General features: G+C 60.4%; 13 protein-coding genes. 6 read left to right on the top strand and 7 right to left on the bottom strand.

All coding sequences use genetic code 11. The annotated features are described in order from the left end of the window. Window positions 1-35 precede the first annotated feature (35 nt). Window positions 36-851: a lytic murein transglycosylase gene (locus PL597_RS20370; RefSeq protein WP_077981372.1), complete on the top strand. Its 816-nt coding sequence runs from the start codon at window positions 36-38 to the stop codon at window positions 849-851. 283 nt (window positions 852-1,134) lie between these two features. Here the strand turns inward: PL597_RS20370 and PL597_RS20365 are convergent, their stop codons facing one another. Beyond that, window positions 1,135-1,776: a carbonic anhydrase gene (locus PL597_RS20365; RefSeq protein ID WP_077981373.1), complete on the bottom strand. Its 642-nt coding sequence runs from the start codon at window positions 1,774-1,776 to the stop codon at window positions 1,135-1,137. 170 nt (window positions 1,777-1,946) lie between these two features. Then, complete coding sequence (gene pdxY / locus PL597_RS20360) at window positions 1,947-2,822, bottom strand: pyridoxal kinase PdxY (protein WP_077981374.1); 876 nt, start codon at window positions 2,820-2,822, stop codon at window positions 1,947-1,949. A gap of 224 nt (window positions 2,823-3,046) precedes the next feature. Here pdxY and PL597_RS20355 point away from each other — a divergent pair, with 224 nt between their 5' ends. Then, window positions 3,047-4,507 carry a phospholipase D-like domain-containing protein gene (locus PL597_RS20355; protein WP_271366158.1) on the top strand — a complete coding sequence of 487 codons (1,461 nt, stop codon included), beginning with the start codon at window positions 3,047-3,049 and terminating at the stop codon, window positions 4,505-4,507. A 49-nt stretch (window positions 4,508-4,556) separates the two neighbouring features. Then, entirely contained in the window at window positions 4,557-5,402 is an 846-nt protein-coding gene (locus tag PL597_RS20350; RefSeq protein WP_077981596.1) for an endonuclease/exonuclease/phosphatase family protein, read from the top strand. Window positions 5,403-5,435: 33 nt separating this feature from the next. Here the strand turns inward: PL597_RS20350 and PL597_RS20345 are convergent, their stop codons facing one another. The 4 genes from PL597_RS20345 to PL597_RS20330 all read right to left on the bottom strand — a co-directional run bounded on the left by PL597_RS20345 (window position 5,436) and on the right by PL597_RS20330 (window position 11,305). Beyond that, a complete protein-coding gene (locus PL597_RS20345) occupies window positions 5,436-5,633 on the bottom strand; it encodes a hypothetical protein (protein ID WP_162520556.1) in 198 nt (65 codons plus the stop codon). 289 nt (window positions 5,634-5,922) lie between these two features. Continuing rightward, window positions 5,923-9,117, bottom strand: a complete 3,195-nt coding sequence (locus PL597_RS20340) for an efflux RND transporter permease subunit (RefSeq protein WP_271366129.1) — start codon at window positions 9,115-9,117, stop codon at window positions 5,923-5,925. Between the two features lie 131 nt (window positions 9,118-9,248). Beyond that, on the bottom strand, window positions 9,249-10,439 hold the full coding sequence (locus tag PL597_RS20335) for an efflux RND transporter periplasmic adaptor subunit (RefSeq protein ID WP_271366128.1): 1,191 nt from the start codon (window positions 10,437-10,439) through the stop codon (window positions 9,249-9,251). Window positions 10,440-10,495: 56 nt separating this feature from the next. Further along, entirely contained in the window at window positions 10,496-11,305 is an 810-nt protein-coding gene (locus PL597_RS20330; RefSeq protein ID WP_077981598.1) for an alpha/beta hydrolase fold domain-containing protein, read from the bottom strand. A gap of 134 nt (window positions 11,306-11,439) precedes the next feature. On the opposite strand from PL597_RS20330, the gene PL597_RS20325 reads away from it, so the two are divergent. After that, window positions 11,440-12,339, top strand: a complete 900-nt coding sequence (locus PL597_RS20325; RefSeq protein WP_003522616.1) for a LysR family transcriptional regulator — start codon at window positions 11,440-11,442, stop codon at window positions 12,337-12,339. A 9-nt stretch (window positions 12,340-12,348) separates the two neighbouring features. Here the strand turns inward: PL597_RS20325 and PL597_RS20320 are convergent, their stop codons facing one another. After that, window positions 12,349-13,248 (bottom strand): LysR family transcriptional regulator, encoded by a 900-nt coding sequence (locus tag PL597_RS20320; protein WP_077981378.1) that lies wholly within the window; start codon window positions 13,246-13,248, stop codon window positions 12,349-12,351. A 191-nt stretch (window positions 13,249-13,439) separates the two neighbouring features. Between PL597_RS20320 and PL597_RS20315 the strand changes: the two genes are divergently transcribed. After that, the gene (locus PL597_RS20315; RefSeq protein ID WP_142913673.1) at window positions 13,440-14,621 is read left to right on the top strand and encodes an MFS transporter; all 1,182 of its coding nucleotides are present in this window, start codon (window positions 13,440-13,442) and stop codon (window positions 14,619-14,621) included. A 61-nt stretch (window positions 14,622-14,682) separates the two neighbouring features. Beyond that, a complete protein-coding gene (locus PL597_RS20310) occupies window positions 14,683-15,516 on the top strand; it encodes an aldo/keto reductase (RefSeq protein WP_271366127.1) in 834 nt (277 codons plus the stop codon). Window positions 15,517-15,759 lie beyond the last annotated feature (243 nt).

Genomic DNA, 15,759 nt, shown 5'->3' with positions numbered 1-15,759 from the left:
AAAAACTCCCCAAAGTATATCGAAGGCAGATTTTGATGCGGGCAATGAAGGTAATTCTGGCTGGTGCGGCCATGGTTTCGGTTCTGGCAGCGGCGCCGGTGATGGCTGCGCAATGCGGCAACACTTCGGCGGGCTTCGATGCCTGGGTCAGAGCCTTCAAGCAGGAAGCGACGGGCCGCGGCGTCAGCGCCTCGGTGCTCGACCGTGCTTTCTCCGGCGTCTCCTACAACCAGGCGACAATCCGCGCTGACCGCGGCCAGCACAGCTTCAAGCTGTCCTTCGAACAGTTCATGCAGAAGCGCGGCGGTCAGACGATCATCTCGCGCGGCAAGACGATGAAGAAGAATAATGCTTCTCTCTTTGCGTCCATCGAGCGCGCCTATGGCGTGCCGGCCGGTCCGCTGCTCGCCATCTGGGGCATGGAAACCGGCTTTGGCGGCTTCCTTGGCAACCAGCATACGCTTTCCGCCGTGGCGACGCTGTCCTTCGATTGCCGTCGTTCGGATTATTTCACCGAGCAGCTTTATGCGGCCCTCAAGCTCGTCGGCAGCGGTTCGCTGAACGTCAATGCCAAGGGTGCTGCCCATGGTGAAATCGGCCAGACGCAATTCCTGCCGCTGAACGTCGTGCGTTACGGCGTCGATTTCGACCGCGACGGCCGGATCGATCTCGTCGGCTCGCGCGCCGACGCGCTGGCTTCCACCGCGAACTTCCTCGTCGGCCATGGCTGGCAGCGCGGCGCCGGTTATCAGCAGGGACAGGCCAATTACGCGGCCATCCAGGGCTGGAACGCCGCCAGCGTCTACCAGCAGGCGATTGCGTTTATCGGCAAGGCGATCGACGGCCAATAAGGCCGTTTTCTAAGAGCCAAAGTTTCACTTCCGTCATGCCGGACTTGATCCGGCATCCAGCCACGGCGTGTCTGACAGAGGTTCCCCGCATGATCGACGTCATCCTCGGGCTTGACCCGAGGATCCACAACCTGACGCGCAATGGATCCTCGGGTCAAGCCCGAGGATGACGAAGGAGAGGTTGGTAGCCGAAGGAGAGTTTGGTGGCCGACGGAGAGGTTGGTAGCCGTTGGTACTTGTGGCTGATACGACCTCGTCGCTCCTTTAACCTAAAACCTGTTTATCACAGGTCTGGACGACGGAAATCGCCCGTTTTGCCGTCCATCACCCACAATTCGCCGGTTGAAATATCGAACCATGCGCCGTGCAGTTTCACCTTGCCGGCGGTTTCCTGCGCCTTGACGAAGGGGAAACCGCGCAGGTTTGCGATGGAATTACGGATTGAGACCCGTTCCAGCGCGGTCTGCCGCTCGGAAGCGGTCATGACGTCGTTGCTCTGGATTTGCGAGGCGGCGGACTTGACCATGTTCATCCACTTGCCGATGAAGTCGCCGGGAGACAGCGGCTCGAGATTGGGATCGAGCGCCGCCTGAATGCCGCCGCAGCGGCCGTGACCCATGACGACGATATCCTTCACCTTCAGAACCTGAACGGCGTATTCGATGGCCGCCGAGGTGGCGTGGTACTGGCCGTCGGGCTCGAAAGGCGGCACCATGTTGGCGACGTTGCGGACGACAAAAAGCTCTCCCGGTCCGCAGTCGAAAATGGTTTCCGGCGCGGAGCGGGAGTCACAACAGGCAATGAACAGGGTCTGCGGTTTCTGTCCGGTATCTGCCAGAACGCGGTATCTTTCGCGCTCATCGGCGTAGCGGCCGCTCATGAAGCTCTTGTAGCCGTTGAGAAGGTTTTCCGGAAAATCTTTCATCTATCGCATTACCGTTGTGGTTGGACCGAGATCAAGAGAAGAACTCGGTGCGTTGAAGACCAATCCTTTGGAGCATTCTCGCTGTTCTTCGAACCGCGATATTGCTCCAACTCCTTTTTGCCGCATTTCCTGACGGAAAACCGAGGTCCAGCCTGGAAATGCTCTAGCCGCTATTTGCGCTTGCTGCGCGAAGGATGCAAGAGATGACGCATCTGCACCATGGCCATGGGTGTGGAGAGGCTTGAAGAATCCGTTTCCAGCGTCAGTTCGTTCATGTCGCGTTTTTTGGTGCGGGCCAGAATTTCGAAGACGCTGGCGGTTGCGAGTTGCAGCGCCTTTTCGTCATCCACGCCTTCCAGCAGACGGGCGAGGAATAGCGCCGACATCAGGTCGCCGAGGCCGTTCGGCGCATTCTCGATGGCGCGATGTTCGGCAAGCAGTGCGTGGCGGCCGCTGAGATAAAGATTGCCGGTGCCGCCCGTCATCATCGGGACGGCTGAGGTGACCAGCATTTTCGGGGGGCCGAGTGCGAGCGCGGCATCCATGATGGCATTGTTGGTCTCAAGTTCCGCGCCGCTCATCCAGGCCAGTTCATAACGGTTTGGCGTGGCGACGGTGGCAAGCGGGATGAGGTGATCGCGGATGGCTTCCGCTGTTTCAAGCGGAATGTAAAGCCCGCCAAGATCGCCCATGACCGGGTCACAGGCATAAATCAGCGACGGGTTCTTTTCCTTCAGATTGCGGATCAGCCTTGCGACGGAGCGCACCTGCGCCGCGCTGCCGAAATAACCGGTCAGGACAGCCTTGACCTCGCCGATCCATTTGGCGTTTTCGAGGTCGGTCATCGCCTTGTCGAAATCGTCGTCCTGAAAGCGCATCCGGGTGGAAGGGCCGTGGCCGGGATGCCAGGGCATGACGATGGTGGGCACCGCCCAAACCGGATAACCGAGTGTCTCCAGCGCAAAGACAGCGGCACGATTGCCGACGGAGCCACGCATGACATGGCTGGAAATGACGATGACGGCGCCCTGTGTATTTTCCTGCATCACGGCCTTCTTGCTTTCAAACGAGGCAGAAAGCCCGCAAGTGCACCCCGCCTTGCCACTGCCCAAAGATCAAGATGCGCTCTCATGACATATCGCAAGGCCGGTTTCCACCGTTAATCCCGCAAGGGTCTGTCCCGCAAAAGCATGGCGCTGTCAGGTTCTTGTCTCTGCCAGCGCTACCTGCCTGTCATTGCGAGATTGCCGAAGTACTCTATAGTTGTACCATGCTCGATCTCGTCATTGCCTATTGGCCGCATATCCTTGCCGTTCTCTCGATTTTGATGGGAACCGTGGCCGCCGTGCATGCCACGATGACGAAGGAGGAGGTCCGCTCCGCGCTCGGTTGGGTCGGGGTTATCGTGCTGTCGCCCATCGTCGGCGCGGTCATTTATGCCATTGCCGGCATTAACCGCATTCGCCGGTCCAACATCACGCAGCAACGGTCCTTCATGCAGGACGAGATCATGGATCGCGTGGCGCGTCTGGACGCCAGCGGCGAGACGATAGCCGCGCGCTTCGGACGCCGTTTCGAGGCGATGAAGACGCTGGGTGACCGGGTAACCCGCCATGCGCTGACGACCGGTAACGGCATAGAGCCGCTGGTCACGGGGGATGCCGCCTATGCCGCCATGCTGGAGGCTATTGGGGAAGCGAAGCGGTCGATTATTCTCGAAACCTATATTTTCGACAATGACCGGATCGGCGCGCGTTTTGTCGCCGCGCTCGAAAGGGCGAAGGTCCGTGGTGTGGAGGTGCGCGTGCTGGTGGACGCGGTGGGTGCGCGTTATTCCGTGCCGAGCATCCTGCCGACGCTCAGGGAAAAGGGCATCGTCTGCGATGTCTTCAACGGCAATGTCATCATGGGGTTGCGGCTGCCCTATGCCAATCTGCGTACCCACCGCAAGATTCTTGTGGTGGACGGTCGCATCGCGTTCAGCGGCGGCATGAATATCCGTGAGGGGTTCACAGAGGAATTCGGCGGCGAAAACCGGTCGCACGACACGCATTTCAAGATCACCGGGCCGGTTGTATCGGATTTTTTCTCCATCGCGGCGGAGGACTGGCGGTTCACGACAAGGGAGCTTCTGGATGCGCCAGTCTGGGATATCGCCATTCCCGACGGCGTGCCGGGTTCGCAAATCGTCGCCCGCGTCTGCTCCTCGGGGCCAGACAAAAGCATCGAGACCAGTCACAAGATGCTGATGGGTGCGTTTTCCGTCGCCCGCTCCTCCATTCTCATCATGTCGCCCTATTTTCTCCCCGATAGGGAGCTTATTTCAGCGCTCATAACCGCAGCAAGGCGGGGAGTGGTGGTGGATATCATCGTGCCGAGAAGCAACAATCTGGTGCTTGTGGACAGGGCGATGACGGCGCAGTTCGACCAGATGCTGAGGAACTATTGCCGCATCTGGCGGGCGACGGGGACTTTCAATCACTCCAAGCTTCTGGTGATTGACGGGCGCTGGAGCTACATTGGCTCTTCCAATCTCGATCCGCGTTCGCTGCGATTGAACTTTGAGATCGATCTCGAAGTTATGGATGAGGAATTCGCCGCGACAATCGGCGAGCGCATCCGGGATGCACGGGCAACCGCCTTGCCCGTGCGGCTCAGCGAACTGAATGCGCGGCCATTCGTTGTCCGTTTTGTGGAGCGTGTCCTGTGGCTCGCTTCGCCTTATCTTTAGTGTGCGGTGCGTCCGGCAGGGCGCTGCGCGAGACCGGAGGCATAAACGCGTGAAAAAGAACGGTTTGCTGGATGATGAAAAAGCGGCCTTGACGAAAAACACCAGCCTGTCCGCCTTCGTCATGCAGTCGCTGCGCGACCGCCGCCAGCGCCAGAATGCGGCGCCAGCGACCAAAGATCATTCCTTTCCCGTCATCGCCTCCTACAATGTGCATAAATGCGTCGGCCGCGACCGCAAGTTCGATCCCGACCGCACGAGCCGCGTCATTCAGGAAATCGGCGCTGACATCATCGCCCTTCAGGAAGCGGACAGCCGTTTCGGCGAGCGCACGGGCCTGCTCGATCTCGCCCGGCTGGAGCGGGAAAGCGGCCTTATTCCCGTGCCCGTGCAGGCCGGCGTGAAGGCCCATGGCTGGCACGGCAATGTCGTGCTGTTCAAGGAAGGCGCGGTCAGGGATGTGCATACGCTGAAATTGCCGGGGCTGGAGCCGCGCGGTGCGCTCGTCGTGGAACTGGACCTGAAAAGCGGCGGCACGCTGAGGGTCATCGCCGCCCATTTCGGGCTTCTCAGACATTCCCGCGCCCAGCAGGCAAAAGCACTGATCAGCCTTCTCGAAGCGCGCAATGAATGCGCGACCGTTCTCATGGGAGACCTGAACGAATGGCGCCTCGGTAATGGTTCATCGCTCAATACGTTCCGGGATGCTTTTGGCGCTTTGCCGCCGGCTGTGCCGAGCTTTCCGTCCAACCTGCCGGTGCTGGCGCTCGACCGGATCATCGCCAATCGCGAAGGGTTGATCGAGCAGGTGGAGGCGCATGACAGCGCGCTGGCGCGCATCGCCTCGGACCATCTGCCGCTGAAAGCGGCGATCCGGACCGACCTGTTTCCGGCCTGAGCCGCTACCCTATCCGGCGCGACTGGCAGCCCTTCACGCCGTCGTCAACTGGCCGCTTCTCGAACGGGCTTCGAGCAGCGAGGTGCGGATGGCTTCCATCAGCCGCTCCCGGTTGTTCCGGGTTTTGCCCCTGTCGAGATTTTGCGCGGAAAGGGCGAGATCAAGCCCCTCATGCATCACAATCGAATAGGCAACGGTGGTTGCCCAGCTCTCGTAATCCTGCTCCATCATGTCGCCCCTGAACTAAATCATTTAGTCCGAATCACCTTGATTCTCGAAAATTACCACAAAATATAAAGCATAAAATAGCATTGTTTCTTTCAGCGCTGGTTGACCCTTGCGGATATATTGCCTTTTGTCAGTTTTAATGCAGCGCAATATAAGTGTTATCTCTACTTAACTATTTGAAACAGATTCTATTTCAGCGATGTCGCATGAACGTCCCAACCATGAAAAACGCCGCGCATCTTGGGATGCGCGGCGGGCTTGCGTCGAAGGTTGCGGTGGATAGGTGTCGGCCTCAGCCGGCCTTTTCGAGCTTGTAGTCCGAATTGGCCGGCTCTTCTCGGCTGTGCTGGATGAGCGGACGGTTGCCCGCCAGTTTGCGCACCAGCACGTAGAAGACCGGTGTCATGAAGATGCCGAAGAACGTCACGCCGATCATGCCGGAGAAGACGGCGACGCCCATGGCGGCACGCATTTCCGCACCGGCACCTGTCGAGACGACCAGCGGCACCACGCCCATGATGAAGGCGAGCGAGGTCATCAGGATCGGGCGCAGGCGAAGCCGGCTTGCCTCGATGGCCGCCTGAAGCGGTGTTCGTCCTTCGAATTCCAGCTCCCGGGCGAATTCCACGATCAGGATCGCGTTTTTCGCCGAGAGACCGACAAGGACGACAAGGCCGATCTGCGTAAAGATGTTGTTGTCCCCTCCCGTCAGCCAGACGCCCGTGAGGGCCGCAAGCACACCGAGCGGGACGATCAGGATGATCGCAATCGGCAAGGTGAGGCTTTCATATTGCGCGGCGAGCACGAGATAGACGAGCAGCAGCGCCAAGGGAAAGACCACGATGCTGGAGTTGCCTGCCAGGATTTGCTGGTAGGTCAGGTCGGTCCATTCGTAATCGATGCCGGCGGGCAGGTTCTCGGCAAGGATTTTCTCCATAGCCGCCTGAGCCTGTCCCGAGGAGAAGCCCGGTGCGGGACCGCCGTTGATATCGGCCGCAAGGAAGCCGTTATAGCGGTTGGTGCGCTCCGGCCCCGTCGTTGCATCCACCTTCAGCAGCGTCGACAGCGGGATCATCTGGCCGGTCGCCGAGCGAACCTTCAGACGGCCGATGTCTTCGGCATGGGCGCGGAACTGCGAATCTGCCTGCACCCGCACGCTGTATGTGCGTCCGAAGGCGTTGAAGTCGTTGACATAGAGCGAGCCGAGATAGATCTGCAGCGTCTGAAAGACGTCGCTGACGGAGACGCCCAGCTGTTCCGCCTTGGCGCGGTCGAGATCGGCGAAGAGCTGCGGCACATTGATCTGGTAGCTGGAGAAGATGCCTGCCAGCTCCGGGGTCTGATATGCCTTGGCGATCACGGCCTTCGCGGCTTCATCCAGCGTCTGGTAACCGTAACCGGCGCGGTCTTCGATCTGCAGCTTGAAGCCGCCTGTCTGGCCGAGACCGTTGACCGGCGGCGGCGGGAACATGGCGATGAAGGCATCCTGAATGCCGGCAAATTTCTGGTTCAGCTGCATGGCGATGGCGCCGCCGGAGAGTTCCGGTGTCTTGCGCTTTTCGAAATCATCGAGAACCGCAAAGACGATGCCGGAATTGGAGCCGATGGTGAAGCCGTTGATCGACAGGCCGGGGAAGGCGATGGCGTGGCTGACACCGGGCGTTTCCATGGCGATCGCGCTCATCCGCTTGATCACACTTTCGGTGCGATCGAGCGTTGCGCCATCGGGAAGCTGGGCGAAACCGATCAGATACTGCTTGTCCTGCGCCGGCACGAAGCCGCTCGGGACGGTGGTGAACATGCCGTAGGTGGCGGCCACCAGCGCCATATAGACCATCATGACAAGGCTCTTGCGCGTCACCAGCCCGCCGACAGTTTTGCCGTAGCCGTTGGAGGCGGCACCGAAGGCGCGGTTGAAGCCGCGGAAGAACCAGCCGAAGATTTTGTCCATGAAACGGGTGAGCCAGTCTTTCGGGGCACCATGTTCCTTGAGCAGCAGGGCCGCAAGCGCGGGTGACAGCGTCAGCGAGTTGATGGCCGAAATGACGGTCGAGATGGCAATCGTCAGCGCGAACTGCCGGTAGAACTGACCCGACAGGCCGGAAATGAAGGCAAGCGGCACGAAGACGGCGACCAGAACCAGCGCAATGGCGATGATCGGGCCGGAGACTTCACGCATGGCTTTATAGGTGGCATCTCGCGGTGAGAGCCCGTTTTCGATGTTTCGCTCGACGTTTTCGACCACCACGATGGCGTCATCCACCACGATGCCGATGGCGAGCACAAGGCCGAACAAAGTCAGCGCGTTGATGGAGAAACCGAAGGCATACATGACGGCGAAGGTGCCGATGATCGAGACCGGAACGGCGATCAGCGGAATGATTGAGGCGCGCCAGGTCTGAAGGAAGAGGATGACCACAAGCACCACGAGGCCAACGGCCTCGAGGAGTGTATCGACAACCTTTTCGATGGAGGAGCGCACGAATTTCGTCGTATCGTAGACGATCTCGTATTTCACACCGTCAGGCATTGCCAGTTGCAGATTGTCCATGGTCGCGCGGACATTGTCGGCGATTTCGATGGCGTTGGAGCCGGGGGCCTGAAGCACGGCGACAGCCACGGCGGGTTCGCCGTCGAGCAGCGAGCGCAGCGTATAGTCGGCAGCGCCAAGCTCGATGCGGGCGACATCGCGCAGGCGGGGGATTTCGCCGTTCGCACCGCTCTTGACGATGATGTTGCCGAATTCTTCCGGCGTCGTCAGACGGCCTTGGGCATTGACGTTGAGCTGCAGGTCGACACCATTCGGGCTTGGGGAAGCGCCGATGACGCCGGCTGCGGCCTGCACGTTCTGCTGGCGGATGGCGTCGGAAACATCGCTTGCGGCCAGATCATGCTCGGCAACCTTCTGCGGGTCGAGCCATACGCGCATGGAATAGTCGCCTGCGCCGAAGACCTGCACCTGGCCGACACCTTCGATGCGGGCGAGGCGATCCTTGACGTTCAGCGTCGCATAGTTGCGCAGATAGGTGATGTCATAATCGTCGGTCTTCGAGACGAGGTTGACGACCATGATGAAGTCCGGCGAACTTTTGACGGTGGTGATGCCGAGTGCGCGGACTTCCGCCGGCAGCCGCGGTTCGGCCTGCGACACGCGGTTCTGTACCAGCTGTTGCGCCTTGTCGGGGTCGGTGCCGAGCTTGAAGGTCACGGTCAGCGTCAGCACGCCGTCCGATGTCGCCTGGCTGCCCATATAGAGCATGTCCTCGACGCCGTTGATCTGTTCTTCCAGCGGTGTCGCGACGGTTTCAGCGATAACGGTCGGGTTCGCACCGGGATAGGTGGCGCGCACGACGACAGATGGCGGAACGACTTCGGGATATTCCGAAATCGGCAGGGCGCGCATGCCGAGAAGGCCTGCCACCACAATCAGGATCGACAACACGCCGGCGAATACCGGCCGGTCGACAAAAAATCTGGAAATATTCATATCCAGTCCCTCTCCGGGTCTTTGGGAATGCGAAGGCCGTTCCGGCGGCAACCCTGCCGCCGGTGAAGGCCGGTTCTGTCTAAGGGGGCGTCTCGCGACAGCGCGGGACGCCTGCTGATCAAAGGGGAGGGTTACTGCGAAGCAGCAACCTTGTCTTCCGTCTGCGGTGCGATGGTCGCGCCGGGGCGAATGCGTTGCAGACCGTTGACGACGATCGTATCGCCGGCGGCAAGGCCGCTTTCGATGATGCGCTGGCCGTCGGCCGGTGCGCCCGGCTTGATCTGGCGGTAGCTCACCTTGTTTTCGGCGTCCACCACGAAGACGAACCGCTTGTCCTGATCCGTGCCGATGGCCCGGTCGCTGATGACGATGCGGTTTTCCGGCTTCGGTTCACCCATGCGTACCCGCACGAACTGGCCGGGGATCAGCCTGCCGTCCGGATTTTCAAAGACGGCGCGGACACCGATGGTGCCGCTTGCCGAATCCACCTGGTTGTCGATCAGGTGCAGCGTACCCTTGATCGGCGTACCCTCATCCGAAAGCGTGCCGATTTCCACCGGGATCTGTTCGAGGGCGGGCAGGGCGTCATCGGTTTTCGGCAGTTCGGCAAGCGCCCTGGCTACAACGCCTTCGCTGGCGTTGTAGCTGGCATAGATCGGGTTGACCGATACCAGCGTCGTGAGCGCCGGCGAGGTAGAGCCGGCAGCGACGAGGTTGCCGGCGGTGATTTCGATCCTGCCGACCCGGCCGGAAACCGGAGCGCGGATTTCGGTGTAACCGAGATCGAGCTCAGCCGTGGTGAGTGCTGCGCGGGCAGCGCGAAGCTGGGCTTGCGCATCCGCAAACGAGCTTTGCCGCTGGTCGAGATCGCTCTGGGAAATGGTGCGGTTGTCGGAAAGCCGGCGGCCACGCTCCAGTTCCGTTTTTGCAAGGCTTACCTTGGCTTCGGCGGAAGCGACCTGTCCCTCAGCACCGGCAACAGCGGCCTGATAGGGGGCCGGGTCGATGGTGAAGAGTGGGTCGCCTTCCTTGACGAGCGCACCTTCGCGGAAATGCACGGCCTTGATCTGGCCGGCGACGCGGGAGCGGATCTGCACCCGGTCGACGGCTTCGAGACGGCCGGAAAATTCTTCCCAGCGCATCACGTCGCGGCTTTCCACCTTGGCGACGGTGACCGGGATTGCCGGTGTTTCAGCCGGCGTGGAAGCGGCCGTCGCGTCACGGCTGGTGGGGAGGTCGAAAAACAGTGCTGCGGCTGCAACGGACATGGCAAGCCCGATACCGGCGCCCGTCAGGGCCCGGCGCTTTGTGTTCAGCGTCATGGGTATCTCCTTGGCCCCCGATCGGGAGCAGGTCGTTCATAAATAAATGCGAATTTTCAGTGTTTTAACTGGTCAACGAAAGTCTTGAACTCCGAACAGACGGATGAGACCCATCCGCCGCCCTCTCCTTGATAAAGCCCCGTCCAGCCGATGCCGGCGGGGAAAACATGGCTCCGGACGCTGACACCCGAGGCGATGAGGCGGTCTCCATAATTGACCGTTTCGTCGCGCAGAGGGTCATCCTCGGCGGTAAAGATCAGCGCCGGCGCCACCCGGTTCAGCCGCGTGCACTGGCAGGGCGCGGCATAGGGGTGGAAAAACCCGCACGCCTTGGCAAGGTAATGGCTCCAGCCATCGGCCCAGCGCTGGCGCATGCCGATCCTGTCCGCGTTGCGGAAGGATTCCGTCGTCATCATCGGGTCGATCATAGGCGACAGAAGAATCTGGCCTGCGAGTTTGCCCGGCATGCGGTCACGGGCCTTCAAGGCAAGCCCCGCCGCCACATTGCCGCCTGCCTCTTCGCCGGCCACGAACAGCAGCGATTTCGCGCCGCCATAATGTTTACGATCCCGGCTCAGATGATCGAGCGCCTCATAGGCGCAGTCGATAACCATCGGAAACTCGTTGCCGGACGGCTTGCTATAATCGGCTTCCACGACCACCGCGCCGCTTTCGGCAAGCGCGCGGGCCACCGGAAGCTCGGGGCAATTACCGCCCGGCTCAAGACCGGGTTGCAGAAACGATCCGCCGCGCAGGTAAAGCACCACGGGCGGCTGGCTGCAAAGCTTTGCACCCTCATATCGGCGCACGGAAAGCTGGGATGCGAGGCCCCCGCAGCTTTTGATGTTTTCCCAGTGCGCGTTCATCTGATCCGGTCCCGTGCACCACCATGAGAGGCGCACCATATTTGCAAAATCTGAAATTCATATTATTGTTCGGAGAAAAACGATCAAGTGCTCTAAAATGAAAACACTATTCCATAAAGACGGATAATCTCATCATGGATCAGCTCTCCGCCATGCGGGTTTTTACGCGGGTCGTGGAAACCGGCAATTTCAGCCGCGCCGCGACAGCGCTGAATATGCCGAAGACCACCGTCACCAACATGGTGCAGGCGCTGGAGGCGCATTTGCACACCACACTTCTCAACCGCACCACGCGCCGGGTGATGCTGACAACGGACGGCGCTCTCTATTATGAGCGGGCCTCACAGATTTTATCGGAAATCGAAGAACTTGACGGCAGCATGTCCAGCGCGCAGGTGCAGCCCTCCGGCCGGTTGCGGGTGGAAATGGCCGGTGTCTTCGCGGACTTGGTGGTTATCCCACATCTTTGCGAATTTTACCAGCGTTATCCGCAAATCCGCCTCGACCTCGGTGTCGGTGACCGTCTGGTCGATTATATAGCGGAGAATGTCGACTGTGCGCTGCGCGTCGGCGTGCTGCGCGATCAGTCGCTGATTGCCCGTAAAGTGGGCGAACTCCGGTTCGAGACATTCGCCTCGCCGTCCTACATCGAAAATTTCGGCATGCCGCAAGAGCCGGAGGATCTGGAGAAGGAACATTATTCGGTGGGCTACCTCAATGCCACCACCGGTCAGATCATGCCGGCCTCCTTCGATAACGGTGTGCGCAGCGTCGAGCTGACCCCGAATTATGTCGTCTCGGTCAATGACAGCCGTACCTATCTCAATGCCGCGCTGGCCGGCATGGGTATCGTGCAGCTTCCCGTCTTCATGGTAAAGGATGCGCTTTCGCGGGGAGAACTGGTGCCGGTGCTTTCCGAATGGCGACGGGAGGCGATGCCGATCTATGTGGTTTACCCGCAGACCCGGCATGTAACCAACAAGGTGCGCGTTTTTGTCGATTGGCTTGCCAAATTGGTGCACGGCCTGGTCTGAGGCGGCCAGTCACCGCCCGACCCTTGCTGCGACAAAATCGATGAAGGCGCGAACGCGGGCGGCCAGGTGTTCATGACCGGCATAAACCGCGTGGATCACTTCCATCTCCTCTGCATTGTAGTCTTCCAGAACCGGCACGAGCAGGCCCGCCTCGATATCCGGCTCGATATGAAATTCGCCGACCCTTCCCAGCCCCAGGCCCGTCAGGCAGAGCCTTCGCATGGCCATGCCGCTGTTGACCGAGACGTTGCCCTTGACAGGCAGGCGGTAGACTTGCGCAGAGCCGGGGTTGCGAAACGGCCATTCGTTGAGGCTGCGGCTGAAATTGAAGCTGAAGCAATTGTGCCGCGCCAGATCCTGCGGTTTTTCCGGCATGCCGTGTCGTTCGATATAGGCGGGGGAGGCGACGATGACGCGACGGACTTCCTTCAGCTTTCTCGCCTTCAGCGATGAATCTCCCATGGCGCCCGAGCGGATGGCGATATCGGTGCGTTCCTCGATCAGCCTGATGACGCCGTCGGTCAGGGAGATATCCAGCTCGATTTCCGGATAAAGCGACAAAAATTCCGGCGCAAGCGGCAGGAGATAACGTTCGCCGAAGCCCAGAGTGGCGTTAACGCGCAAAAGGCCTCGCGGCACCACCTTGCCGCCGCTCGCCACGATCTGCTCGGTCTCGGCTATGTCGGCGAGAATGCGCCTTGCCCGGGCCAGATAGACTTCACCTTCCGGTGTGAGCGTGACAAGCCGGGTGGAGCGGGCGAGCAGCCGGGTGCCGAGGCGGTCTTCGATGCGGGTGACGAGCTTGCTGACGGCGGACGGTGAAAGCTGCAGCCTGCGCCCGGCGGCGGAAAAGCTGCCGAGTTCGGCCGCCGCCACGAAGACTTCCATTTCTCCGGCCCTGTTATCCATCGCCGCACCGCCTTTGAAATAAATTCAAAGGTATTTGTCCCACCTTGCCGATTATCATGCAAGTCCCCTTCGCCCATATTGCGTCCATAGATTTGATCCAACCGGACAGCATCGCTGTCCAAATGATCCAAACCGACAGCGTTGCTGTCCAGAACGCCCGCGATCTCGCTCCGGGCGAAGAGGTATTCGTCATGCCATTGGCCATATTTGCCCTGACGATCGCGGCCTATGCGATCGGCACCACGGAGTTCGTGATTGTCGGTCTTCTGCCGACGGTCGCGACCGATCTTCACATCACCCTGCCGCTCGCCGGCCTCATTGTCAGCGTCTACGCGCTGGGCGTCACCTTCGGTGCGCCGATCCTGACGGCGCTGACGGGCAGGATCGAAAGAAAGCCGCTGCTGCTGGGCCTGATGGCCCTGTTCATCATAGGCAATAGCGCTGCGGCCCTGTCGCCGAGCTATGAGATGCTGCTTGTCGCCCGCGTCATCGCCGCTTTCGCCCATGGCGTCTTTTTCTCGGTCGGTTCCACCATCGCCGCCGATCTCGTGCCGGAAAACCGTCGGGCTTCCGCCATTGCGATGATGTTCATGGGGCTCACGGTCGCCATCGTCACCGGCGTTCCGCTCGGCACCTATATCGGGCAGGTCTTCGGCTGGCGCGCCACCTTCTGGGCCGTCACCGCCCTTGGCGTCATTGCTTTCCTGGGCATTGCCGCGCTTCTGCCAAGCACGCTCAAAAAGGCGCCGCCGGCGAGCCTCTTCGATCAGGTTCGTGTTCTCGGTTCCGGCCGGCTGCTCATCGTTTTCGCCATGACCGCGCTCGGCTACGGCGGCACCTTCGTCGCCTTCACCTTCCTTGCACCGATCCTGCAGGATGTGACCGGCTTTTCGGAAAAGAGCGTCAGCCTGATCCTCGTGCTTTATGGCGTCGCCATTGCAGCCGGCAATATCGGCGGCGGCAGGATCGCCAACCATAACCCGGCCAAGGCGCTGATCGGTCTTTTCCTGGCGCAGGCCATCGTGCTGCTCGTCTTTTCCTTCACCGCCTTCTCGCCGATGCTGGCGCTCATCACGCTTGCGGCGCTTGGTTTCCTGTCCTTCGCGAATGTTCCCGGCCTGCAGCTTTATGTGGTGCAACTTGCCAAGGAGCATCGCCCCGGTGCCGTCGATGTCGCCTCGGCGCTCAACATCGCCGCGTTCAACTTCGGCATCGCCATTGGCGCATGGCTTGGCGGTCTGGTGGTGGAATCGCCGATGGGTCTTGCCGCAACCCCCTGGGTTGGCGCCATCCTCGTCGCCGTCGCCCTGCTGCTCACCCTCTGGAGCAGCGCACTCGACCGCCGCGCCGCGCTGACGCTGAAAACCGCCTGAGCTTTCACAAGATTCCCGGCCATACCCCAAGCTGGCCGGATAACCCCAAAGGAGAAAATATATGTTTGATGTCACCGCGAATGGCGTTTCGATCCCGGCGCTCGGCTTCGGCACGTTTCGTATCCCCGGCGCCGATGTGCTGCGCATCGTTCCCCATGCGCTGAAGGCCGGCTTTCGCCATATCGATACCGCCCAGATCTACGGCAACGATGCCGAGGTCGGCGAAGCCATTGCTGCTTCGGGCGTGGCGCGCAGCGAGGTGTTTCTCACCACCAAGGTCTGGGTCGAGAATTACAGGCACGATGCCTTCCTCGCCTCCGTGGATGAGAGCCTGAAAAAGCTGAAGACCGACTATGTCGACCTGCTGCTGCTGCATTGGCCGAATGAGGCGGTTTCGCTTGCCGAACAGATCGGCGCGCTGAACGCGGTGAGGCAGGCCGGCAAGGTTCGCCATATCGGCGTTTCCAATTTCAGCACGGCGCTGATGGCCGAGGCGGTGAAGCTGTCCAGAGCCCCGATCGTGACCAACCAGATCGAATACCACCCCTATATCGATCAGGATGTGGTTATCGCCGCGGCAAAGGCCGCCGGTATGTCGGTGACGGGGTATTACGGCATGGCCGATGGCAAGGTCTTCACCGATCCGGTGCTGAAAGAAATCGCCGCAGGCCGTGGCAAGTCGGTGGCGCAGGTGGTGCTGCGCTGGCTCGTGCAGCAGCCGGGTGTCGTCGCATTGTCGAAAACGGTCAGCGAAGCCCGCGTCGATGAAAATCTCGCCATCTTCGACTTTGAACTTTCTGCCGATGAAATGGCGGCGATCCATGCGCTCGCCGGACCGGATGGCCGCATTGTTTCGCCGGACGGGCTTGCGCCTGTCTGGGACGAAGCTGCCTGACAATGAGAGCCGGGGAGGGAACGCTCTTCCCGGTTTTCTTAGTGTGAGAAATCTTCGCGCATTGCGCATGGCGATGCGCATCACAGCCCATAGAAACGATGCATCTCACATCGGACGTGGTGACGATTTATCCGTCTTTTTTTCTGTCCGACTTGAGAGATAGGTGACGTTTTGTACCGGAGACATGGGTAACACTTTTCGCTTTGCGGGAGGTGTTGATGCCGTGGAGAGAGACTTCGGTTA

The organism is Agrobacterium sp. ST15.13.013, from assembly GCF_027956525.1.
Lineage (GTDB): Bacteria > Pseudomonadota > Alphaproteobacteria > Rhizobiales > Rhizobiaceae > Agrobacterium > Agrobacterium salinitolerans.
This window is presented reverse-complemented; position numbering and strand designations above follow the sequence as displayed.